The sequence below is a fragment of the Cellulomonas fimi ATCC 484 genome (genome assembly GCF_000212695.1).
In the GTDB taxonomy this organism is placed as follows: domain Bacteria; phylum Actinomycetota; class Actinomycetes; order Actinomycetales; family Cellulomonadaceae; genus Cellulomonas; species Cellulomonas fimi.
Window position 1 is genome coordinate 2726985 of sequence record NC_015514.1, and the last position, 22599, is coordinate 2749583.

Annotated in this window: 20 protein-coding genes; 8 read left to right on the plus strand and 12 right to left on the minus strand. The window is 76.4% G+C overall.

What is annotated here, in order from left to right:
• Positions 1-17: 17 nt before the first annotated feature.
• The 3 genes from CELF_RS12420 to CELF_RS12430 are packed head-to-tail and all read right to left on the minus strand — an operon-like array spanning position 18 to position 2476.
• Positions 18-467: a DUF6912 family protein gene (locus CELF_RS12420; protein WP_013771611.1), complete on the minus strand. Its 450-nt coding sequence runs from the start codon at positions 465-467 to the stop codon at positions 18-20.
• Positions 468-525: 58 nt separating this feature from the next.
• On the minus strand, positions 526-1791 hold the full coding sequence (locus CELF_RS12425; RefSeq protein WP_013771612.1) for a CpaE/TadZ family protein: 1266 nt from the start codon (positions 1789-1791) through the stop codon (positions 526-528).
• Position 1792: 1 nt separating this feature from the next.
• Positions 1793-2476, minus strand: coding sequence for a hypothetical protein (locus CELF_RS12430; protein WP_041553481.1), 684 nt, complete (start codon positions 2474-2476; stop codon positions 1793-1795).
• A gap of 115 nt (positions 2477-2591) precedes the next feature.
• On the opposite strand from CELF_RS12430, the gene CELF_RS12435 reads away from it, so the two are divergent.
• Positions 2592-2813 (plus strand): helix-turn-helix domain-containing protein, encoded by a 222-nt coding sequence (locus CELF_RS12435; RefSeq protein ID WP_013771614.1) that lies wholly within the window; start codon positions 2592-2594, stop codon positions 2811-2813.
• Between the two features lie 275 nt (positions 2814-3088).
• On the opposite strand, the gene CELF_RS12440 is transcribed toward CELF_RS12435, so the two are convergent.
• Positions 3089-3619, minus strand: coding sequence for a hypothetical protein (locus tag CELF_RS12440; RefSeq protein ID WP_013771615.1), 531 nt, complete (start codon positions 3617-3619; stop codon positions 3089-3091).
• A gap of 134 nt (positions 3620-3753) precedes the next feature.
• Between CELF_RS12440 and CELF_RS19555 the strand changes: the two genes are divergently transcribed.
• Positions 3754-4782, plus strand: a complete 1029-nt coding sequence (locus CELF_RS19555; protein ID WP_013771616.1) for a LysM peptidoglycan-binding domain-containing protein — start codon at positions 3754-3756, stop codon at positions 4780-4782.
• The gene (locus CELF_RS19560; RefSeq protein ID WP_013771617.1) at positions 4779-5612 is read left to right on the plus strand and encodes an Rv3235 family protein; all 834 of its coding nucleotides are present in this window, start codon (positions 4779-4781) and stop codon (positions 5610-5612) included. The genes CELF_RS19555 and CELF_RS19560 overlap by 4 nt, the downstream gene beginning before the upstream one ends.
• 29 nt (positions 5613-5641) lie before the next feature.
• On the opposite strand, the gene secA is transcribed toward CELF_RS19560, so the two are convergent.
• From secA to mtrA, 8 genes are all read right to left on the minus strand, one after another.
• Positions 5642-8455, minus strand: coding sequence for a preprotein translocase subunit SecA (gene secA, locus CELF_RS12455; RefSeq protein WP_013771618.1), 2814 nt, complete (start codon positions 8453-8455; stop codon positions 5642-5644).
• A gap of 3 nt (positions 8456-8458) precedes the next feature.
• The gene (locus CELF_RS12460) at positions 8459-9469 is read right to left on the minus strand and encodes a DMT family transporter (protein WP_013771619.1); all 1011 of its coding nucleotides are present in this window, start codon (positions 9467-9469) and stop codon (positions 8459-8461) included.
• Positions 9466-10743, minus strand: a complete 1278-nt coding sequence (locus CELF_RS12465) for a winged helix-turn-helix domain-containing protein (RefSeq protein WP_013771620.1) — start codon at positions 10741-10743, stop codon at positions 9466-9468. Before CELF_RS12465 ends, CELF_RS12460 begins: the two co-directional genes overlap by 4 nt.
• Before the next feature lie 100 nt (positions 10744-10843).
• On the minus strand, positions 10844-11485 hold the full coding sequence (gene hpf, locus CELF_RS12470; protein WP_013771621.1) for a ribosome hibernation-promoting factor, HPF/YfiA family: 642 nt from the start codon (positions 11483-11485) through the stop codon (positions 10844-10846).
• Positions 11486-11647: 162 nt separating this feature from the next.
• A complete protein-coding gene (locus tag CELF_RS12475; protein WP_174302268.1) occupies positions 11648-12457 on the minus strand; it encodes a ComF family protein in 810 nt (269 codons plus the stop codon).
• 128 nt (positions 12458-12585) lie between these two features.
• Entirely contained in the window at positions 12586-14259 is a 1674-nt protein-coding gene (locus tag CELF_RS12480) for an LpqB family beta-propeller domain-containing protein (RefSeq protein WP_013771623.1), read from the minus strand.
• The gene (mtrB, locus tag CELF_RS12485) at positions 14256-16028 is read right to left on the minus strand and encodes an MtrAB system histidine kinase MtrB (RefSeq protein ID WP_013771624.1); all 1773 of its coding nucleotides are present in this window, start codon (positions 16026-16028) and stop codon (positions 14256-14258) included. The genes CELF_RS12480 and mtrB overlap by 4 nt, the downstream gene beginning before the upstream one ends.
• A gap of 16 nt (positions 16029-16044) precedes the next feature.
• Complete coding sequence (gene mtrA / locus CELF_RS12490; RefSeq protein ID WP_013771625.1) at positions 16045-16728, minus strand: MtrAB system response regulator MtrA; 684 nt, start codon at positions 16726-16728, stop codon at positions 16045-16047.
• A gap of 183 nt (positions 16729-16911) precedes the next feature.
• On the opposite strand from mtrA, the gene CELF_RS12495 reads away from it, so the two are divergent.
• From CELF_RS12495 to CELF_RS12515, 5 genes are all read left to right on the plus strand, one after another.
• Positions 16912-18078 (plus strand): glycerophosphoryl diester phosphodiesterase membrane domain-containing protein, encoded by a 1167-nt coding sequence (locus tag CELF_RS12495; protein WP_013771626.1) that lies wholly within the window; start codon positions 16912-16914, stop codon positions 18076-18078.
• Positions 18075-18758, plus strand: a complete 684-nt coding sequence (locus CELF_RS12500) for a DUF4129 domain-containing protein (RefSeq protein WP_013771627.1) — start codon at positions 18075-18077, stop codon at positions 18756-18758. The genes CELF_RS12495 and CELF_RS12500 overlap by 4 nt, the downstream gene beginning before the upstream one ends.
• Positions 18755-19948: a DUF4350 domain-containing protein gene (locus tag CELF_RS12505; protein WP_013771628.1), complete on the plus strand. Its 1194-nt coding sequence runs from the start codon at positions 18755-18757 to the stop codon at positions 19946-19948. The genes CELF_RS12500 and CELF_RS12505 overlap by 4 nt, the downstream gene beginning before the upstream one ends.
• Before the next feature lie 185 nt (positions 19949-20133).
• Positions 20134-21150 carry an AAA family ATPase gene (locus tag CELF_RS12510; RefSeq protein ID WP_013771629.1) on the plus strand — a complete coding sequence of 339 codons (1017 nt, stop codon included), beginning with the start codon at positions 20134-20136 and terminating at the stop codon, positions 21148-21150.
• A gap of 4 nt (positions 21151-21154) precedes the next feature.
• A complete protein-coding gene (locus CELF_RS12515) occupies positions 21155-22447 on the plus strand; it encodes a DUF58 domain-containing protein (RefSeq protein ID WP_013771630.1) in 1293 nt (430 codons plus the stop codon).
• Positions 22448-22599 lie beyond the last annotated feature (152 nt).

Consider the following 22599-nt stretch of genomic DNA (forward strand, 5'->3'; position numbering starts at 1 on the left):
CCGCGTCCTGCGACGCGTCAGCGCGGGATCCTGACGAGCTCCGTCGCGTCGTACCAGAGCAGGTCACGCTCGTCGAGCCGGTCCTGGGCGCCCTCGTCGCCCGCGAGCACCGCGGCGACGTCCGCCCGGGCGTCGGGCTCGTCCACGTGCACGCACACGACGTCGGCGAGCCGGACCGGGGTGCGCAGCGCGACCGCGCTCGGGACGAGACCCGGGTCGTCGAGCTCCGCGACGGCGGACTCGGCGACGTCCACCGAGACGACGAGACGGAGGCGGGGCGCGTCCGTGCGGGCGGCGAGCAGCGCGAGCGAGGCGTCCGCGGCCGCGAGCTGCGCGAGGAACTCCAGACCCTCCTCGTCCTCGTCGGGCAACGCCGCACGCAGCTCCGGGGTGACGGCGTGCGCCACGTCGCCGGGCAGCACCTGCCCGTCGAGGTCGTCGAGGACGGCGGGCAGGTAGACGCGCATGGCGACAGTGTGCACCGCGCCTGTGGGCGACGGGTCGGCGTGCGCCGCGCGCGACGGGTCAGCGAGCGGCAGGCACGGCCGGGACGGGCGCGGCGACGACCGACGGGAGCCGGGCGGCGACCGCCGCGAGCGCGCGGCGGGCGGGCGACCCCGGAACGGCCTCCCGCAGGGTCCTCGCCTCCAGCAGGGCCGCGTCGAGCGCGGCGCGGTCGTCCGGGACCAGGTGCGCGTCGGTGACCCCGGCGTAGCGCGCCAGGGCACGGGCGACCGCCTCGCCGGGACGCGGGCCCGCGACCGACGCGCGCACGCGGTTCACCACGACGAGCCGCGTGGCGCCGAGGCCCTGGTCGGTGAGCTCCCCGAGCCCGCGCACGAGCCGCTGGATGCCGACCGGGTCGGCGGCGCCCACGACCACCACGACGTCCGCCGCCTCGAGCGCGCTGAGCGTCGCCCCGTTGCGTTGCGGGGCCCGCGTGTCGAACGTCAGCGCCTCGTCCTGCTCCAGGCAGAAGCCGCAGTCGACGACCGTCCAGCGCGCCAGCCCGCGGGCGACGCCCCACACCGCGTCGAGCGACGACGCCGGCAGCTCCGGCCACCGGTCCGGGCGGGACACGCCCGACAGGACGCGCAGGCCAGGACCGAGCAGGGGCGCCAGCCGGGCCAGCGTGTGCAGGTCGAGCGTCCCCTGTCCCGCCGCCCGGGTGGCCGCCGCGAGACCCGGCGCCTCGTCGAGCAGACCGACGACCTGGGCCACGCTCCCGCCGTACGTGTCGGCGTCCACGAGCAGCGCGGAACCCGCCGACGCCGCGAGCTCGGCCGCCAGGTTCACGGCGACCGTCGTGCGGCCGGGCGCGCCCGTCGGGCCCCACACGGCCACGACCAGCCCGTCCTCGGGCGGCCCGACGGGTTCGGGGCCCGTGGGCGCGGCGACGGTCGGCGCCGGACCCCGGCCGGTGAGCGCGTCGAGGGCCGCGAGCGCGCGCTGCACCAGCGCACCCGCTCCTGCCTCGTCGTGCGGCGAGTCCGTCGGCACCTCGACGCCGTACGAGCGCAGGCGCTCGGCCAGCCAGGGCCTCGACGGGTCACCGACCCCGACGACCGTCACGCCCGCCCGTTGCAGGACGTCGACCGAGTCGCGGTCCAGCAGCTCGAGGCCCGCGGAGACCACCGCGATGCGGCCCAGACCGGCCTCCGCGGCCGCGAGGAGCTCCGACAGGTCCGCGCAGCGGCGCGTCACGCTGAGCCGACCGCCGGTCCCCTCGACGGCCTGCACGATGATCGACTCCGCGGCCCCCTCGACCGCGCACAGCACACCGACCGACACCTCACGCCCCCGAGCCGGGCACGGGCACCACGTCGACGCGCCCGGGGCCCGCGAGCGCGCGCAGGACCACGGGCAGCTGGTCGGCAGGGACGAGCACCTGGACGGTCGTCGCACCCCCGACGCCGAACGCGCCGTCGGGCGTCTCGACCTCCGCCACGGTGAGGCCGGCCACGAGCTCGCGGGGCTCGTCGCCCGGTGCGGCGGCAGGGTCGTCGCCCTCCCCCTCCTCGGCCGGCTCGGGGACGAACCACAGGTCCACCGAGGCACCGACCACCAGGCCGCGCGAGGGTGCGTGGTCGAGCGGGACGCTCACCGGGCGGACGTCGACGTCGGCGGCGTCCCCGAGCGCCTGCCGTGGCACGAGCTCGCCCGCGCCGACCGTGCGGAGCACCACGGCGTCCGCGGGCGGCGACGCGTCGGCACGCACGTACCGGTCCAGGTCGACCGTCCCGAGCCGCACGTCGACGACGGCGAGCCGCCCGACCGAGACGCTGTCCCCCGGCACGAGCGCCTCGCGGGCGACGTAGACGGGCACCGTCGCCTGGGCGGCGCGCACGGCCCACGAGCCGAGCGCGACCGAGCCCGCCACCATCGCGATCCCGGCCAGCAGGCGAGGGTCGCGCCAGCCGGGCCGGCGCAGCCGTGGCGCCACCGGCGCGGGCAGCTCCAGCGTCGTCGTGTCCATGTGTCCCCTGTCCTCGAGCTCGTCGCGGGCGCCCATCCTGCCGAGTCCGACGGGGTCGCGGAGGAAGGATTGTGGACAAACCGGTCGCCGCGCCAGCGCGTGCCAGACTGCGGTCATGGCCTCGAGGTTCCTCACGCTCGCCGACGTCACCGAGATCCTCAACATCTCGGCGCCGCAGGCGTACGCGCTGGTCCGCTCGGGCGAGCTGCCGGCCATCCAGATCGGCGGGCGCGGGATCTGGCGCGTCGAGGCGACCGAGCTCGAGTCCTACATCCAGCGCATGTACGAGCAGACACGCGCCCGGGCGACGTCGGACGCGGGGGACGCCTCGGCCTGAGCCCGACCCGCGCGCGGCACGCCCGCCCGCAGACGCCACCGGCACGTCCCCCGGACGGCGCATCCTCGACGGCACCCGATCGGCCCAGCCGGCACCCGAGAGGGTGACCCGCGGCGTCCCGATGGCGGAGCTCACGCGCGCGTCGCGGTGCACGCCGCGCTCCCGGCGCACGCGGCGCTCCCGGCGCACGCCGCGCTCCCGGCGCACGCGCGGGCCCGTCGTGCGCGCCGCGCGTCCGGGAAACCCCTCCCCGACCGCCCGGCGCAGGGGTCCGGTCAGCCGCTCGCGACCACCAGGACCGCGGCGAACGGGACCGACCAGCACGTCCGCACGGCGGCCCGGGCGCCGTCCTCGACCAGGTCGACGTGGTCGGCGCCGACCCGCTCGACCCGGCCGGCCACGTCGCCGGACGCGAGCCGCACCCGCACGACGACGCGGTCCCGCGCGAGCGCTCGCAGCGCGTGGCCCAGCCCGAGGCGGCGCTCGACCGTGCCCGCCGGCGGCGCCGCGTGCGCCGGCAGCCCGCCCACCGCCACGACCGCCCCGGTCGGCACGAGCGCGCGCCGCACGCCGCCGGCGTCGAGCAGGACCCACTGGGGCGCCGCGTCGAGCACGACCCCGCGCACGGGCTCACCGGCCGCGAGCCGCAGCGTCACCGGCCCGCCGACCGCCGACCGGACGCGGTCGACGAGGTGGACGGTCGCGCGTTCCGCACGCGTCAGCTCCGCGACGTCCGCCCGGAGCTCCGCGCCGCGTGCCGCCGCGAGCTGCGCCTCCATGTCCTCGAAGAGGGCTTCCCACCGCACGTCGACACCGTAGGGCAGGCACCTGCCGGGACCCGGATCGCGGACGCCGCTGGACGGCGGCCCCGCCGGTGCACTACACCTACGTTCACCGAGATGCACCAAACTGCATCAAATGCGATCCACGGAGGACAACGATGGGCATCGGACGTCAGGACCCGCCCCGCGCGAGTCGTCGGAGGCCCGGGCCTGCGCTCCTCGGGCTCGTGGGCGGCGCCGCCGCCTCGGGAGTGCTCGCCACGGTCCTCGCACGACGCACCGCGGAGCTCCTGGCGACCGGCCCGTGGCGGATCGAGTCCGTCGTCGAGGCCGCCGTGACGGCCGGCGGCACCGTCGTCGCCGGCTGGCTCGCGGCGTCGGCGACACTCGCGCTCCTGTGCGTGCTCGCGCGGCTCGCCGGCTCGTCGTGGCGCGCCGGCGAGCGCCTCGTGCACCGGGCCGCTCCCGCGCTGGTGCGTCGCGCCCTGGTCGTCGCCGTGGGTGCGGGCCTCGGCCTGACGGGTGCGACGGCGGCGGGCGCGGTGACTCCCACCCCGACGCCGGTCGCCGTGACACAGGTCGCGGCGACCCCGACCGCCGACCTCGGCTGGGCACCGACCGGGCGCACGGGCACGTCCCCCGCGCAGACCGGTGCGGTCGGCGCACCCGCCGACGGCACGGCGGCCGCAGCCGGCTCGGCCGCGTCCCCCGCGGCGACCGGGACCGGGCAGCCCGGTGCGACGCCCGGCACCCGGGATGCCGCCGGGACGACACCGGCTCCGTCGGACCAGGACGCGTCGCGGGCGACCGCGCCGTCGCAGGCGTCCGACACGCCGCGCGCCGACGCGGCACCCGACACCGGGCCGGCCGCCCCGAGCGCCCCTGCGGGAGCCTCTCAGGGGACCGGGAGCGCCACGGCGGCCCCGGCGGCCGCCGACGTCGCCCCGGCACCGTCCACCGGCGGCGCACCGACCACCTCGGAGGCCGCGACCGTCGTGGTGCAGCCCGGCGACACGCTCTGGTCCCTCGCGGCCCGGCACCTGCCCGCAGGTGCGGACGACGCCACCATCGCCCGCACCTGGCCGCTGTGGCACGTCGCCAACGTCGCCACCATCGGTGCCGATCCCGACGTCCTGCTCCCCGGGCAGGTGCTCACCATCCCCACGACCGCAGGAGGTGCGCGATGACCGCGCTGCTCGTCGACGACCTCGGTTCCGCCGCGGAGCACGCCCTCGCGGCCGCCGCCCGGACCCGCCCCGTGCCTGCGCCGGCCCCCGCCGCGGAGGAGCCGTCCACGACTGTCACCTCGGACGGTGCCGCCCACCCCGAGACCGGCCCGGCCGCCGCGACGTCGGACGACGCGACGGACAGGGCGACCCGCCGTGTCCCGGCACGCGGCCCGTCCACCGCCGCGCCCGAGCAGGCCGCCAGACCCACGAGGTCGGACGAGCGCCCGCATCCGGACCGGGCGTCCTCGCCCGGCACGACGGGCCGCGCTGCGGTGGTCGCGCGTCCCGCGGGTCCGCGGGCACGCCTCGTGCGGCCGGCCGCCCCGGCCCGCGTCCTGCGGGCTGCCGGCCCGCACCACCTGCGCGTCCCGACGCTCGCGGAGCGACTCGACGTCCTGCGCGTCCAGGACCGCTCGCCGGTGCTCGACGCAGCCGACGAGGACCGCGGAGCGGTGCCCGACGCCGACCCGGCTGCGTTCGCGGGGCGGCTCGCCCTGGCCACCGTGGAGGTGCTGGGAGGGCACCGACCCGCCGGGCAGCTCGCGCGGTGGCTCACCCCGGGCGTGCTCGACGCGCTGCAGGTGCGCGCCGCGATCACGCAGCGCGTGCACGGCGCACGCCCGACGGCACGGTCACCGCAGCTGCGCCGCGTCCGGGCGTGCGCCGTCGACCCCCACACGCTCGAGGCGTGCGCGGTGGTCGACGACGGTCCCGTCGTGCGGGCCGTCGCGGTCCGCCTCGAGACGCACCGCGGGACGTGGCGGGCGACGGTGCTCGAGATCGGCTGACCGGTCCCGGGCACCGCGGCCCGGTGCGCTCAGCCCTTGCGCTGCTGTCGCTGCTGGCGGCGCCGCGCCTCACGGTTCGCGCCCGAGCCGGCCTGGCCGCCCTGGCCCGCGGCGGGCGCACCGCCCTCCGAGCGCGTCACGGGTGCGGCGTCGCCGTCGACCGACGGCGCCGAGTACTGCAGCGGGACGCGGCGCTCGGGGCCGTCCAGCCCCTTGGCGACGAGGCGACCCGGGGTGGGGCCGTCGGCGACGCTGCGAGGCGCGGTCGCACCCTCGGCCGCCGCGGTCTGCGCGGCGGAGTCGGCCGTCACGACCGGTGCCGCAGGCGCCTCGTCGGCGGCGGGAGCGACCTGGACCTCCAGGTTGAACAGGTAGCCGACCGTCTCCTCCTTGATGGCGTCCGTCATCGCGTTGAAGAGGTGGAAGCCCTCGCGCTGGTACTCGACCAGAGGGTCGCGCTGGGCCATCGCCCGCAGGCCGATGCCCTCCTTCAGGTAGTCCATCTCGTAGAGGTGCTCGCGCCACTTGCGGTCGAGGACCGAGAGCGTGACGCGACGCTCGAGCTGGCGCATGTTGTCGGAGCCGACGGCCGCCTCGCGGTCCGCGTACGCGTGCTCGGCGTCGGACAGCACCTCGCGCTCGACGAGCTCGCGCGTCAGGCGGGTCACGCCACCGGCCGCCTCGACGACCTCCTCGGGCGTGATCGACACCGGGTAGACGGCGCGGATCGCGGTCCACAGCGCCTCGAGGTCCCACTCCTCCGGGCGGCCCTCGACGGTCGCACCGGCGATGTACGCCGAGAGCACGTCGCGACGGAAGTGCTTGACCTGCTCGTGCAGGTCCTCGCCCTCCAGGACGCGGCGGCGCTGCTCGTAGATCACCTCGCGCTGGCGCGACATCACGTCGTCGTACTTGAGCACGTTCTTGCGGATCTCGAAGTTGCGCGACTCGACCTGGGCCTGCGCGGACTGGATGCCGCGCGTGACCATCTTCGACTCGAGCGGCATGTCCTCGGGGAAGCCGGCGCGCGTCATCATCGACTCGGCGAGGCCCGAGTTGAACAGGCGCATGAGGTCGTCCTGCATCGACAGGTAGAACCGGGACTCGCCCGGGTCGCCCTGACGGCCCGAGCGGCCGCGCAGCTGGTTGTCGATGCGGCGCGACTCGTGGCGCTCCGTGCCGAGGACGTACAGGCCGCCCAGCTCGACGACCTCGTCGTGCTCCGCGGCGACCGCGCTCTTGGCCTTCTCGAGCGCGCCCGGCCAGGCAGCCTCGTACTCCTCCGCATTCTCCGCCGGGTCGAGCCCGCGAGCGGCGAGGTCGGCGACGGCCATGAACTCGGCGTTGCCGCCGAGCATGATGTCGGTGCCGCGGCCGGCCATGTTCGTCGCGACCGTGACGGCGCCCTTGCGGCCCGCCTGGGCGACGATCGCCGCCTCGCGCGCGTGCTGCTTGGCGTTGAGGACCTCGTGCGGGACGCCCTGCTTCTTGAGCTTGGACGACAGCAGCTCGCTCTTCTCGACGCTCGTCGTGCCGACGAGGACCGGCTGGCCCTTGGCGTGGCGCTCGACGATGTCGGCGACGACGGCGTCGAACTTGCCGTCCTCGCTCTTGTAGACGAAGTCCCTCTGGTCGATGCGCTGCATCGGGCGGTTCGTCGGGATGGGCACGACGCCGAGCTTGTAGGTGCCCTGGAACTCCGCGGCCTCGGTCTCGGCCGTACCGGTCATGCCTGCGAGCTTGGAGTACAGGCGGAAGTAGTTCTGCAGCGTGATCGTGGCGAGAGTCTGGTTCTCCGCCTTGATGTTCACGCCCTCCTTGGCCTCGATGGCCTGGTGCATGCCCTCGTTGTAGCGACGGCCGGGCAGGATGCGGCCCGTGTGCTCGTCGACGATGAGCACCTCGCCGTTCATGACGACGTAGTCCTTGTCGCGCTTGAACAGCTCCTTCGCCTTGATGGCGTTGTTGAGGAAGCCGATGAGCGGCGTGTTGAGCGACTCGTAGAGGTTGTCGATGCCGAGGTAGTCCTCGACCCGCTCGATGCCGGGCTCGAGCACGCCGATCGTGCGCTTCTTCTCGTCGACCTCGTAGTCGCGCTCGGGCTGCAGGCGCCGCACGACCTTCGCGAACTCCGCGTACCAGCGGTTCGTGTCGCCGGACGCCGGGCCCGAGATGATGAGCGGCGTGCGCGCCTCATCGATGAGGATCGAGTCGACCTCGTCGACGATCGCGAAGTTGTGGCCGCGCTGCACGAGCTCCTCGACGCTCCACGCCATGTTGTCGCGCAGGTAGTCGAAGCCGAACTCGTTGTTCGTGCCGTAGGTGATGTCGGCGGCGTACTGCTCACGGCGCTGCGTCGGGTTCTGCGACGACAGGATCACGCCCGTCGTCAGGCCCAGGAAGCGGTAGACGCGGCCCATGAGCTCGGACTGGTACTCGGCGAGGTAGTCGTTGACCGTGACGACGTGCACGCCCTTGCCGGAGAGCGCGTTGAGGTAGGCGGGGGCCGTCGCGACGAGCGTCTTGCCCTCACCGGTCTTCATCTCGGCGATGTTGCCGAGGTGCAGCGCCGCTCCGCCCATGAGCTGGACGTCGAAGTGCCGCTGGCCGAGCGTGCGGCGCGCCGCCTCCCGGACCGCGGCGAACGCCTCGGGCAGCAGGTCGTCGAGCGTCTCACCCTCGCCCAGGCGGGCGCGGAAGCGGTCCGTCTCCTCGCGCAGCTCAGCGTCGGACAGGGAGGTGAAGCTGTCCTCCAGCGCGTTGACCTGCTGCGCGAGGCCGTTCAGCTTCTTGAGGATCCGGCCCTCACCGAGACGCAGGACCTTGTCGACGATCGTGGGCACGCACTACTCCCGACGTGTGGACGCCCCGGGCACGCGCGGCGTCGGAGCGGCTGGCTGACCGGCCGCGTGGCCGGGCCCGACCATGGTAGTCGGCGTCCCCCCACTCCGTGGGCGCAGGGTGAGGACGGCCGCGCCCAGGAGCACCGCGCCGACGACTCCACCCACCCCGAACGGCTCGTCCCGCAGGAGCACGGCGCCCACGCTCGCGGTGAGCGGCTCGAGCAGCGCGAGCAGGCTCGCGGTGGTCGCCGGGACGCTGCGCAGGCCCGTGAAGTAGGCGCCGTACGCGGCCGCGGTCGGCACGACCGCGAGGAACCCGAGGAGCCACCACCCGTCCGGGTCGGCGGGGGCGGCGAGACCCCCGCCGAGGACCGGCGCGACCGCGGCGAGCAGGATTCCGCCGAGCGTGAACGCCAGCCCGGTGACCGCCGCGGGGCTCGCCCCCGGCACCTCCCGGCGCCCGAGCCCGGTCATCGCGGCGAACGACGCGGCCGACACGAGCGCGAGCGCCGCTCCCGCGAGCGGCGCGGGGCCCGACCCGCCCGAGGTGCCGACCAGCGCCAGGAGCCCGACCAGCGCGAGCACGATCGCTGCGACCGTGCGGCGCGACGGCGCGCGGCGCGTGGCGACGGCCGTCCCCGCCGCGACCAGCACGGGTGCTCCACCGAGCGCCACCAGGGTCGAGGTGGCGACGCCCGCCCTCTCGACGGCCGCGAAGTAGGCCGCCTGGTACGCCGCGGCGAGCACCGCGGTGCCTGTCACGCGCACGACGAGCGCGCGAGTCGGCCGCAGCGCGCGCACGCGGCCGAGCAGCCCGGATCCGCGTGCGGGCCCTGACCGGTCCAGGAGCAGCGCGCCGACCAGCAGCACGACTCCCCCGCCGAGCAGGCGGTACGCGGCCACCGCGACCGCCGGCAGCGCGCCCTCGTCGCCCGCCGCCGCTCCGGCGAGCCCACCCGTCCCCCACAGCACCCCCGCCGCGGCGACGAGCGCGAAGTCGACGCGCCGCGTCACGCGGCGGCCGAGGCGTGCCGCAGGGGTACGGCGAGCGCGCCGCGCAGCGTCCCGTCGGGCGCGCCGACGACGACGTCGTCGAGCCCGAGCCACGTCGCGACGAGGCGCAGCTCGGCGGCGAGCGCGTCGAGCGTGCCGTCGGGGAGCCGGTCCGCGCCCGGGCTGCCGTGCGCGGCGACGACCCGCAGGGCGCTCGCGGCCCGGTCGGCCTTGAGGTCGACGAGCGCCGGCAGCTCCTCGCCGAGGAGGAACGGCAGCACGTAGTAGCCCCACACGCGCTTCGGCTCGGGCACGTAGATCTCGATGCGGTAGCGCAGCCCGAACAGCTCCTCGAGGCGGCGGCGCTCGAAGACGAGCGGGTCGAAAGGGCTCAGCAGCGCCGCGCCGCGCGCCGAGCGGGGCAGCGTGGCGTCCCGGTGCCGGAACACCGGGCGGGCCTCCCAGCCCGCGACCCGGACGGGCACGAGCACGCCCTCCTCGACGAGCTCGGCGGCCGCCGTCGCGGCGCTGCGCTGCGACAGGCGGAAGTAGTCCGCGAGGCAGCCGAGCGTCCCGATCCCGTGCGCGCGTGCGGAGATCTCGACGAGCCGGCGCACGGCGGTCGCGTCGTCCGGCTCGGGCGCAGCCAGGACGTCCGCGGGCAGCACCCGTTCCGCGAGGTCGTAGCGGCGCTCGAACGCGGGGTTGCGGCCCGCCGAGGTGACCTCACCTGTGAAGAACAGGAACTCCAGGACGCGCTTGGCGACGGACCAGTTCCAGCCCCACTCGTCGCGCGTGGTCGGGTGCTCCGCCTCGAACCGCGTCTGCACCTCGCTCGCGGTGAGCGGGCCGCGGTCGGCGATGAGGGCGCGGACCTCCGCGAGCGCCGGCGCGTGCTGCAGCGGGACCTGCGCGATCGAGCCCCACGCCTCCGTGCGGTACGCGCGCTGCCGCCACCCCAGCAGCCGGAACGTCTCCGGCGGCACGTACGACGCCTGGTGCGCCCAGGCCTCCACGAGCCGGCGGGGCGCGCGACCCGCCGCCCGGTCCAGCAGCGCCGGGTCGTACGGTCCGACGCGGGAGAACGTCGGCATGAGGTGCGCACGCGCGAGCACGTTCACGGAGTCGATCTGGAGCAGCCCGAGGCGGTCGACGACCTGCTGCAGGTGCCGCATCGTCGCCGGCCCGGTCCGTGCCGCACGGGGCACGTCGAGACCCTGCGCACGCAGCGCGACGCGTCGGGCCTGGGACAGCGACAGCGACTCGGTCGCGGCGGGGAGGTCGGCGGCGCGCACCCGCCCATCATGGCGCCCGGCACCGACACCCCCGCCGGCCGCGCCCCGGACGCGACGACGCCCGGCGACCGGGGCGGGCCGCCGGGCGTCGTGAGTCGGGTCAGCCGCCGACGGCGGCCGTCTCGGGGGCGGCCGTGCGGACGGCCGTGTCGAGCTTGATGACGCCGTAGCTCCAGCCGCGGCGGCGGTACGCGACGGCCGGCTGGGCGGTCTCGGCGTCGATGAACAGGTAGAAGTCGTGGCCCACGAGCTCCATCTCGTACAGCGCGTCGTCGACCGTCATCGGCAGGGCCGCGTGCACCTTCTCGCGGATGACGACGGGCGAGTCGCCCAGCGTCGTCTCGACGGCACCGTCGACCTGCGTGACGGGCGCCGCGACCGGTTCCTCGGCCTCCTCGTGGGGGCGGACGTCGACCGGGGCGAGCGGAGTGTGGTTGCGGTGGTCCTTGCGACGGTCGCGTGATCGGCGCAGGCGCTCGAGCAGCTTGCCGAGCGCCAGGTCGAGCGCGGCGTACCGGTCGTCGGCGCACGCCTCGGCGCGGATGACGGGACCCTTGTCGACGACGGTGAGCTCGACACGCTCACAGCTGCCGGACTGACGAGGGTTGGCCTCGTGCGAGACGAGGACGTCGATCCGCTGCGCGCGGGGGGCCAGCTGCTCGACCTTCGCGAGCTTCTGCTCGAGGTGTGCCCGGTACTTCGGGAGCACCTCGGTGTGCCGGCCTGCAACCACGATCTCCATGTGAGCCTCCTGGGAGGTCTGGGGCGGCTCGCGGCCGCCCGGCGACATGCTGTTCTGCTGTCCCGGGGGGACAGTCGGGCGGCGTCACCTCCTCCCGCGCCACGGGGGTCCGTCCTCGACGAGGACCGGCATCCCGCTGCGCCGTCGGCTCAGGAACCCACGCTAACCCCGCGACGCGCCGGCGACCCAATCCACGCCCGACCGGCGGACACGCGCACCGGACGACCCGGACGAATCGGCCCCTGCGACGCTCGAGGTGCCGGGCGCGGGGGTCGACGCGAGCGTCAGGGCGCCGGCCACCCGTCCTCCTGCGGCTCGCACGGCCGCCGCGGACGCGGCGAGGCTCGCCCCCGTCGTGAGGACGTCGTCGAGGAGCAGCACCGTGGCACCCGGCAGCGTCCGGCGGCCCCGGCGCGTCGCCACGACGCGGCCCTCGAGGTTGCGTCCGCGGTCGCGCACGCCGAGGCCGACCTGGTCACGGGCCCGTCCCCGCCGGCGCAGCGCGGGCACGCGCAGCACGTCCCGGCGCGTCGGGGCCAGCGCACGGGCGACGCCGCGGGCGAGGTCGTCGACCACCCACGCGCCGCGGCGGCGCCGCGCCGCCGCGGCCGACGGCACGGCGACGAGCAGCACCGGTCCGGGACCGAGGACCGGGCGCACCTCCCACGCAGCGGCGGTGAGGGCCCGGGCCAGGTGCGACGTGAGGTAGAGCCGGCCGCCGTCCTTCCACGCCACGACGGCCGCGCGGGCCGGCCCGAGGTTGTCCGTGAGCGTCCACACGGGGAACGGGGCCGCGCCCCCGAGCGTGTCGAGACGTCCGGCGCGCTCCTCGCACCGCCACGGCGGGCCCGCGAGCAGCGCGTCGCACCCGTCGCACCACGGCACGTCGGGCAGCCCGCACCCGCCGCACGCGACGGGCAGCACGAGCCCCAGCAGGTCGCGGGCGAGGACGGAGAGCGTGGACGGCGGCACGCGTCGATCACACCCTGCCCGCGGGGCGACGACCGCCGACACCGGCCGTCCGGGGACGAGTGCACGGCCTGCGGGGCTGGGGACGGCTCGGCGCGCCGCCACGACGCCCGGCGCGGCGGTCGTCCGGCTCAGCCCGCGAACGCCGGGTCGGACGCCCCTGTCACGTCCGGCACCCGCACCCACGACGACCCGACGAGCTTGAGCAACGAGCCGTCGCTCGTCGCGACGTACGGCGTGCGACCGCCCGACAGCGAGACCAGACCCGGCACGTCGGGCAGCGCCGTGGTCTCGCCCGCGAGCGGCACCAGGTGCACCCGGTTCTCGCCCGCCTCGCCCCCCAGGACGCCGAGCGTCGCCTCGTCGACCCACACGACCGCGGTCGCGTCCGCCAGCGGCGTCCCCACCCGCACCGGCTCCCCGAACCCCTGCGGCACGCCGCGCCGGTCGCGCACGACCGCCGCGAGCTCGACCGCGACGCCGTCCTCGCCCTGCGAGACCACCGCGACCCGCACCCCGTCCCGCGCCACGCGCAGGGCGCGGACCGTCCGGCCCTCGAGCCAGTCGGCGCCCACGTGCACCGGCTCCGAGCCGGCCCGGGCCGCGACCACGCCCGCGTCCGCGTCGGCCGTCCAGGCGAACCCGAACCGGTCGACCGACGGCGGGGAGAGCGCCGTCCCCGCGTACAGCAGCGTGCTCGGCTCGGTCTCGGTCGGCACGGTGACCAGCCGGCTCGTGCCCGACAGCACCACGCGCACGTCGCCGCTCTCGTCCCGCGCAGGGTGGCGCGGGTCGGCGACGCCCTCCAGGCTCACGCCCTCGACGGGCACCACGCCGTCCTGGCCGAGCTGCACGAGCGCGCCGTCCTGCAGCAGCTCGAGCGCGGTGCCCGCGGGGGTGCCCTGGCTCAGGGTCGCGGCGCCCTCGAGCGAGACGCTACCCACGCTCACCTCCACGCCCCCGACGCCCGACAGCTCGAGCAGCGAGCGCTCGAGCTGGGCGAGCAGCAGCGGCCGGTCGGCGTCGAGCACGTCCGCCGCGCGCGCCGAGTACAGGCCCACGTGCGCCACACCGTCGTCGTCCACGTCGACGGCCTCGGGCTTGAGCTGGACCCCCTCGGGGACCGCGGTGTGCACCGCGTCGCGCAGCCACGGCGACGGGCCGGCGAGCAGCGCGCTCGCGACGTACGTCGGCAGGTTGCGGGCCGGCAGCCAGCGCAGCTCCGGGACGAGGAACGTCTCGTCCGGCGAGAGGAAGTAGAGCGCGGTCTGCCGGAAGAAGACCTCGAAGTCGTCGACGGGGACGACGAGCCCGTCCGGCGCGTCCACGATGCGCCACTGCCCGTCGTCGTCCTGCACGAGCACGTACGTCAGGGCGGTCTCGGCCCCCGCGGGGGCCTCGGAGTAGCGGCCGTCGCGGTCGACCCGCGCGACGACCGGCACGTCGACCTGCACCTGCGCGGCGGAGATCTCCGTGAGCTCGAGCGCGCCCGAGACGACCACGCCGGCCAGCGGCTCCCACTCGGAGCGGGCCTCGCCCGCGAGGTACTGCCGGGCGACGACGAAGTTGTCCCGGAACCCGGCCGAGCCCGCGACGAGGAAGCGCTCGACGATCTCGACCGGTGCCGCGTCGGGCCGGGGCCCCTCCGCGAGGACGTCGATGCCCGACGGCTCGTCGACGCGCCCGTCGCCCTGCTGCACGGGACCCGACGTGGGCATCGCCGTGCACGCGGCGAGCAGCAGCACGCACGCGGCCAGGAGGGCACCGACCAGGCGAGGGGCGCGCGGGGCGCGCAGGGCGGTCACCGGACCGCTCCCTGCGGACCGGCCTGCCCGACCACCGGGTGCACGTCGACGCCCACCGAGCGCGACGCCTCGTGCGGCGCGTCACGCTCGACGTCCCCGCCCGGGTCCCCGAGGTCGGGGAGCGCCGCGGGGTCCGTGCGCGGCCGCTCGACCGGGTGACGCACCGGGTCGGGCGGGACCGCGTCGACCGGCTCCAGGGGCAGCGGGGACGACGCGAGGTGGATGCCGGCGCGGCGCGGCAGCGTGAGCCGGAAGCACGCGCCACGCGCCGGGCGGCCCCACGCCTCGAGCCACCCGCCGTGCAGGTGGGCGTCCTCGAGCGAGATGGCCAGACCCAGGCCCGTCCCGCCCGTGGTGCGCGCCCGCGCGGGATCGGCGCGCCAGAACCGGTCGAAGACGTGCTCGGCCTCGACGGGCGTCATGCCGACGCCGTGGTCGCGCACCGTCACCGCGACCGCGTGCGCGTCGGCCGCGACCGTGACCTCGACCGGCGTCCCCTCCGCGTGCTCGACGGCGTTCACCAGCAGGTTGCGCAGCACCCGTTCCACGCGGCGCGGGTCGATGTCCGCGACGCAGCGGTCCTCGGGCACGACGACGCGCAGCCACGACCCCTTGCGCTCGGCCAGCGGCGCGGCGAGGTCGACGGCGCGCACGACCACGTCCCGCACGTCGCGCCCCTCGACGTCGAGCACGGCCGCGCCCGCGTCGAACCGGCTGATCTCGAGCAGGTCGGCCAGCAGGTCCTCGAACCGGTCGAGCTGCGTCTGCAGCAGCTCTGCGGACCGCTTCGTCGCGGGGTCGAAGTCCTCGCGCGCGGAGTAGAGGATCTCCCCCGCCATGCGGATGGTGGTGAGCGGCGTGCGCAGCTCGTGCGAGACGTCGGACACGAAGCGGCGCTGCAGCGCCGAGAGCTCCTCCATGCGGTGGATCTGGTCCTGCAGGCTCGCCGCCATCTCGTTGAAGGAGTGTGCGAGCGTCGCCATCTCGTCCTCGCCGCGCTCCGGCAGGCGCTCCGAGAGGTGGCCGTCGGCGAGCCGCTCCGCGACCTGCGCGGCACGCCGCACGGGGTGCACGGTCTGCCGCGTGACCAGCCACGTCATCGACCCCAGCAGCGCGACGAGGACCACGCCCGCCAGCGCGAGGGTGCGCTGCAGGAAGTCCAGGCGGTCCTGCTCGGCCTGCAGGCTGTACAGGAAGAACAGCTGGTACGTGCCGACCGCGGGCACCTGGACGTCCTGCCCGACGAGGATCGCGGGCTCGAGCCGGCCGCCGTCGGCGCGCACCCCGACGGACTGCCAGTGCTGCCCGCCCGTGGCGGTCGCGACGCGCAGGTCGTCGCTCACCAGGTCGAGCAGCGAGCCGTCGGACGCCGCCGCGCCGCCCGCGACCGGCGACGTCTGACCCGGTGCGCGCAGCAGGAAGACCTCGCGCTCGCCCGACGTGCCCGTGCGCTGCGCCGCGACGACGTCGCGCAGCAGGCGCCGCACCTCCGTGCCCGTGGTCGCGGTGGCCGAGTCGAACGTGTCCTGCGCCTGCCGCGTGCTGCGGGCGCTCTCGCCGAGCACCTGGTCGCGGCGCGCGTTGAACAGCCCCTCGCGCATCCGCTCCCCCACGTACCCGCCGACGCCCGCGAGCGCGAGCAGCCCGATCGCGAGCGTCGAGGCGATCACGCGGAACTGCAGCGAGCGTCGCCAGGCTCGCGGCCACGACCGCGCGCGGCGCAGCGTGCGGGCCCGCAGGAGCCGCCAGACGCTGTTCACGCGCGGCACGGCGCCGACCCCGACGTCACGTGGGCGTCACGCCCGCCTTGTAGCCGACGCCCCGGACGGTCACGACGATCTCCGGCTGCTCCGGGTCGTTCTCGATCTTCGAGCGCAGCCGCTGGACGTGCACGTTGACCAGGCGCGTGTCCGCCGCGTGACGGTAGCCCCACACCTTCTCCAGGAGCACCTCGCGGGTGAAGACCTGCCACGGCTTGCGCGCGAGCGCCACGAGCAGGTCGAACTCGAGCGGCGTGAGCGAGATCGGCCGGCCGGCGCGCGCGACGCGGTGGCCGGGGACGTCGATCGACACGTCACCGATCGACAGGTGCTCCGGCGCCGGCTCGTCGCTGCGCCGCAGCCGGGCGCGCACGCGCGCCACGAGCTCCTTGGGCTTGAAGGGCTTCGAGATGTAGTCGTCCGCCCCGGACTCGAGCCCGAGCACCACGTCGACCGTGTCGCTCTTGGCGGTGAGCATGACGATCGGCACGCCCGACTCCGCCCGGATCTGCCGGCACACCTCGTTGCCGTCGCGGCCCGGCAGCATGAGGTCGAGCAGCACGAGGTCGGGCTGGGTCGCCCGGAACGTCGCGAGCGCCTCGTCCCCGTCCTCGCAGAAGACCGGTTCGAAACCCTCCGACCGCAGCACGATGCCGATCATCTCGGCGAGCGCCGTGTCGTCGTCGACCACCAGCACGCGTCCCTTCATGCGCGACATTGTCGCACCGTGGTCGCGCCTGCCCGGCGCGTTCGGCGTGCCGACCCCCCGGACGGTCCACAGATCACCCGCGGCTCACCCGTCGACGCAGGCTGACGTGGCACGATGAGGCGTCGCCCGGGGGCACCGTCTCCCCCGCGCCCCGCACGACGAGCCCGAGGAGGCAGTGCTCGCATGACGAGCCCGAAGGACGACGCGCCCCGCCCGCCGGCGTGGGCCGCTCCGGGCGGCGGGACGCCCCCGCCGGCACCGGCCGCGCCGCCCGCGCCTGCTCCGCCCGCGCCCGCTCCGCCTCTGCCCGCGCCGGCCGCGCCCGGCGCACCCCCGGCGCAGCAGGGCTGGGGCTCGACGACCGGCGGCTGGGGCAGCCCGCTCCCGCCGCCCCCGGCTCCGGGCGCCGCGTGGCGCCCGCCCGCGCTGCAGCCCGGCATCGTGCCGCTGCGGCCGCTCGGCCTCGGCGAGATCCTCGACGGCGCGTTCAAGGCCATCCGCGCCAACCCCCGCGTCATGTTCGGGCTCTCGGCCGTCGTGATCACGGTCGCGGTGCTCGTCTCGAGCCTGCTCACCTGGTACGTCCAGGGCCTGGTCGCGGGCGACGTGGCCGACCTCATGGCGGACCTCGACCCGTCCGGCGCCACCGGGCTGGCGGACCAGATGAGCATGCTCGTCGGCCAGGCGCTCACCGCTCCCCTGACCTCCCTCGCGACGACGATCCTCACGGGCCTGCTCATCGTCTCGGTCAGCCGCTCCGTGCTCGGCCGCACGATCTCGATCGGCGAGGTCCTGCGCTCGCCGCGCGTGTGGTGGGTCGTCGGGTTCACGCTGCTGGCCGGGCTCGTGCCGCTGCTCGCGTACGCCGCCGTGGCGGGCGCGGTCGTGGGACTCGTGGCAGCCGACCTGGTCCCCGCGGCCGTCGTCGTCGGCCTCGTCGGGGTGCTCCTGCTCGTCGTCGGACTCGTCTGGTTCACGACCCGCACGCTGCTCGTGACGCCCGCGCTCATGCTCGAGGGCAAGGGGTTCTGGAGCACCGTCGCCCGGGCGTGGCGGCTGACCCGCGGCAGCTTCTGGCGGCTGTTCGGCATCTACCTGCTGGTGAACATCCTGGTGGGGATCGTGCTGCAGATCATTCTCGTGCCGGTGAGCGTCATCGCCATGCTCGTGACGCAGGACCCGACCGCGACGTCGTTCGGCTCGGTCGTCATCAACGGCATCGGCACGACGGTCGGGCTCACGCTGGCGACGACGTTCACGGCCGCGGTCGTCGCACTGCTCTACATCGACGTCCGGATGCGGCGCGAGGGCCTCGACATCGAGCTCGGCCGCGCGGCGCAGGCCGGGTGACACCCGTGCCGGCGGGTCTCGTCGCCGCGCTGCGCCTGGACGTCCCCGTCCAGCCGGACGCGCCGACGGCCCGACGCTGGGCGGAGGAGGAGCTGCAGCAGCCCGAGTACCACCGCGGGCCGTCGCTCCTGTCGCGCCTGCTGACGTGGCTGCGCGAGCAGCTCGACTCCGTGCCGACGCTCGGGCTGCCGTCGGGCGTCTCCGTCGGGGTCGTCGTCGCGCTCGCCGTCGTCGTGACGCTCGGCATCCTGTGGTTCCTCGGGCCGGTGCGCCGGTCCCGTCGTGCCGCGGGCTCGCGTGCGGTCCTCGCCGACGACGACACGCGCACGGCCGCCGAGCTGCGGGCCTCCGCGGACGCGGCCGCGGCTGCGGGCGACTGGCACCGCGCGGTCCTCGACCGGTTCCGGGCCGTGGTCCGTGCGCTCGAGGAGCGCACCGTGCTCGACGAGCGCCCTGGACGCACCGCGCACGAGGCGGTCGCCGACGCCGGGCGTCGGCTGCCCACCCTGGCTGACGACCTGCGTGCCGCGGGCGACGTGTTCGACGACGTCGCCTACGGCGACGGCCGGGCGGACGCCGACGACGACCGTCGGCTGCGCGACCTCGACGAGCGCGTCCGACGGGCGCGCCCCGTGGCGCCTGCCGACGCGGACCGTGAGCAGCTGGTGGTGCCGTCGTGACCACGACCGTCGCGCCCGTCGTCGGCGACGGGACGACCGCCCGCTCGCGTGCCGCGCAGCGCTGGCGGCGCCTGCGGCTGCCCCTCGCGATCGTCGGGCTGCTCGCCCTGGCCGGCCTGCTGGCGGTGCTGCCCGCGCCGCGCACGTCCACGGACCCGTACGCGCCCGACAACCCCGACCCCACGGGCGCGCGCGCCGCCGCGGAGATCCTGCGCGCGCAGGGCGTCGAGATCGACTACACGCGACGGCTCGCGGAGGCGGTCCGCGACGCCCGCGACGGCTCGACGCTGCTCGTCGTCGGCGGTGACCTGGTCCTCGACGGCGACGCCGTCGAACGGCTCGCGGACACCGACGCCGACCTCGTGGTCGTCGACGCGCCCTTCACGCTGGAGACGCTGACCGACGGCGCGCTGCAGGGCGACGGCGTCGGCTGGGAGACCCCGACCGCCCGGGCCGCGGCCTGCGACGACCCGGACGCGGTCGCCGCGGGCACCGTCACCGCGACCGGTGGCCTCAGGGCGACGTCGTCCGACGCCGTCGTCTGCTTCCCCGCCGAGGGCGACGCGGCGGGGGCCGGCGCGTACGGCGTCGTCGACCGCGAGCAGCGGGTCGTGGGCTTCGCGGACGGCGCGATGCTGACCAACGAGCACCTCGCCTCCGAGGGGAACGCCGCGCTCGTGCTGCGCGCGCTGGGCCGGCACGACCACCTCGTCTGGTACATCCCGTCGTACGACGACCTGGGCATGGCCGACGACGAGGCCGGCCCGGGCCTCGGCGCCCTGGTGCCCCCGGTCGTGCCGCTCATCGGGCTGCACCTGCTTCTCGTGACGCTCGCCGCTGCCGTGTGGCGCGGACGGCGCCTCGGCCGGGTCGTCGACGAGCCGCTGCCCGTCGTCGTCCCCGCGGCGGAGACGACGCGTGGCCGCGGGCGGCTGTACCGCCGTTCCCGGTCGCGGGCGCACGCCGCCGCGGCTCTGCGCGCCGGGACGGCGGCGCGCTGCGCCCGGCGCCTGGGGCTCGCACGCTCGGCCGACGCCCCGGTGCTCATCGAGGCCGTCGAGCGCGCCACCGGACGCCCCGGGCGGGACGTCGAGGCGCTCCTGTACGGCCCCCCACCCCACGACGACCTCGGCCTGGCGCGGCTCGCGCAGGCCCTGGACCACCTGGAGAGCGAGGTTCACCGATCGTGACCGACGAGACCACCGGCGACCGTACGCCGACGCCCGTCCCCCCGGCCCCTGCGCCGGCTGCGGCGGAGGGTGCGCCTGCCGCCCCGGCTGCCGCGCCACCGGCGCCTGCGGCCGCCGCAGCCCCGGCCGCGCAGGCTCCGGCTCCCGCCGCCCCGGTCGGCCCCGCGGCCGCTCCGGGAGCCCCGGTGCTGGACAAGGCCCCTGCGGCGGTACCCGCGCCCGTCGGCGCTCCCGGCACGCCGCCCGCGCCGAGCGCTGCGCTGCGCTCCGCCCTCGCGGACGTCCGGCTCGAGGTCGGCAAGGCCGTCGTCGGGCAGGACGCGGCCGTCAGCGGCCTCGTCATCGCTCTGCTGTGCCGCGGGCACGTGCTGCTCGAGGGCGTGCCGGGCGTCGCCAAGACGCTGCTCGTGCGCACGCTGTCCGCGGCGCTGCACCTGTCGACGAAGCGCGTGCAGTTCACGCCCGACCTCATGCCGGGTGACGTGACGGGTTCGCTCGTCTACGACGCGCGCACCGCGGAGTTCTCCTTCCGCGAGGGTCCCGTCTTCACCAACCTGCTGCTGGCGGACGAGATCAACCGGACGCCCCCGAAGACGCAGGCGTCGCTCCTGGAGGCCATGGAGGAGCGGCAGGTGTCGGTGGACGGGACGCCGCGCCCGCTGCCGGACCCGTTCCTCGTCATCGCGACGCAGAACCCCGTCGAGTACGAGGGCACGTACCCGCTGCCCGAGGCGCAGCTCGACCGGTTCCTGCTCAAGCTCACGCTCCCGCTGCCGGAGCGCGACGAGGAGGTCGAGGTGCTCGCACGGCACGCGGGCGGGTTCGACCCGCGCGACCTCGCCGCCGCCGGCGTCCGCCCCGTCGCCGACGCGCAGCTCCTGGCCGCGGCACGCGCGGAGGTCGCCCGCGTCCAGGTGTCGCACGAGGTGCTCGGCTACGTCGTCGACGTGTGCCGGGCGACGCGCCGCTCCCCCTCGCTGTCGCTGGGCGTCTCGCCCCGTGGCGCGACGGCCCTGCTCGCGACGTCGCGCGCGTGGGCGTGGCTGTCGGGCCGCGGCTACGTCACCCCGGACGACGTCAAGGCGCTCGCGCACCCGACGCTGCGGCACCGCGTCCAGCTGCGCGCGGAGGCCGAGCTGGAGGGCGTGACCACCGAGAGCGTGCTCGACACGGTGCTCGCGTCCGTCCCCGTCCCCCGCTGACGTCGTGACCCTCACCTGGCGCGCGGTGGCGCTCGTCGCGGCGGGCGTGCCCGTGCTGCTGCTGCTGCCGTCGACCGGCACCGTCCTGGTGTGGGGGCTCGTGTGCCTCGCGCTGTGCGTCCTCGACGCGCTCCTCGCGGCCTCCCCCCGACAGGTCGCCGTCCGGCGGGACGTGCCGCAGTCGGTGCGCCTGACCGAGCAGGCGACCTCGACGCTGACCCTGACGAACGTCGGCTCGCGGCGGCTGCGGGGGCTGGTCCGCGACGCGTGGCCGCCGTCGGCGTCCGCCGTGCAGGACCGGCACCGGGTCGACGTCCCGGCAGGCGACGGCGTGCGCGTGCGGACGGTGCTGCGGCCCACGCGCCGTGGTGACGCGCACGCCGACCGCGTCACCGTGCGCGCCTCGGGCCCCCTCGGCCTCGCCGGGCGGCAGGCGTCGCTCACCGTCCCCGGGCGGCTCCGGGTGCTCCCGGAGTTCGCGTCGCGCCGCCACCTGCCGAGCCGCCTCGCACGGCTGCGGGAGATGGACGGCCGGGCAGCCGTGCAGGTCCGCGGACCGGGCACCGAGTTCGACTCGCTGCGCGAGTACGTGATCGGCGACGACGTCCGGGCGATCGACTGGCGGGCGACGGCACGCCGGGGCGACGTGGTCGTGCGGACCTGGCGGCCCGAGCGCGACCGGCGTGTCCTCATCGTGCTCGACACGGGCCGCACGTCGGCCGTGCGCGTGCTCGACGCACCACGGCTCGACGCGTCGATCGAGGCGGCTCTCCTGCTGTCGGCGCTCGCGACGCGCGCGGGCGACCGGGTCGAGCTGCTGGCGTACGACCGGCGCGCGCGGGCCCGGGTGGCGGGCACGGCCGGGCCGCGGCTCATGCCGGCGCTCGCCGACGCGCTCGCGACGACCGCGCCCGAGCTGGTCGAGAGCGACTGGCCGGGCGTGGTGACGCAGGTGCGGTCGCGGCTCAGCCAACGTGCGCTCGTGGTGCTGCTGACCTCGCTCGACGCCGCCGCCGTGGAGCGCGGCCTGCTCGGCGTCGTGGGACAGCTGACGTCGCGGCACCAGGTCGTGCTCGCGTCCGTCGCGGACCCGGAGACGGCGGCGCTGCGCGCCGACGGGGGCGACGCGCACACGGTCTACGACGCCGCGGCCGCCGAGCGCGCCGAGCTCGAGCGCGAGGCCGTGGCCGTGCGGCTGCGTCAACGCGGCGTGGAGGTTCTCGACGCGCTGCCGGACGACCTCGCGCCGCGGCTCGCGGACACCTACCTCGCGCTCAAGGCGGCAGGCCGGCTCTGACCGGGCTCGACGTCGGCGCGGTCCGCACGAGCGCCACCGCGCGAGGAGGCCGGCACCCCCGGCGGTGTGCACCCGCGAGCCCGGCGGAGCACCGGCGCGGCCTCACGTGGGACCTGCACGGCGTCCGCGCAGACGCCGTGGGTGGCGGTCGG

Excerpts from the sequence above, each read along its gene's own strand:
- CELF_RS12420 (WP_013771611.1), bottom strand. The coding sequence starts at position 467 with ATGCGCGTCTACCTGCCCGCCGTCCTCGACGACCTCGACGGGCAGGTG.
- CELF_RS12430 (WP_041553481.1), bottom strand. The coding sequence starts at position 2,476 with ATGGACACGACGACGCTGGAGCTGCCCGCGCCGGTGGCGCCACGGCTG.
- CELF_RS12435 (WP_013771614.1), top strand. The coding sequence starts at position 2,592 with ATGGCCTCGAGGTTCCTCACGCTCGCCGACGTCACCGAGATCCTCAAC.
- CELF_RS19555 (WP_013771616.1), top strand. The coding sequence starts at position 3,754 with ATGGGCATCGGACGTCAGGACCCGCCCCGCGCGAGTCGTCGGAGGCCC.
- CELF_RS19560 (WP_013771617.1), top strand. The coding sequence starts at position 4,779 with ATGACCGCGCTGCTCGTCGACGACCTCGGTTCCGCCGCGGAGCACGCC.
- hpf (WP_013771621.1), bottom strand. The coding sequence starts at position 11,485 with ATGGAGATCGTGGTTGCAGGCCGGCACACCGAGGTGCTCCCGAAGTAC.
- mtrA (WP_013771625.1), bottom strand. The coding sequence starts at position 16,728 with ATGAAGGGACGCGTGCTGGTGGTCGACGACGACACGGCGCTCGCCGAG.
- CELF_RS12495 (WP_013771626.1), top strand. The coding sequence starts at position 16,912 with ATGACGAGCCCGAAGGACGACGCGCCCCGCCCGCCGGCGTGGGCCGCT.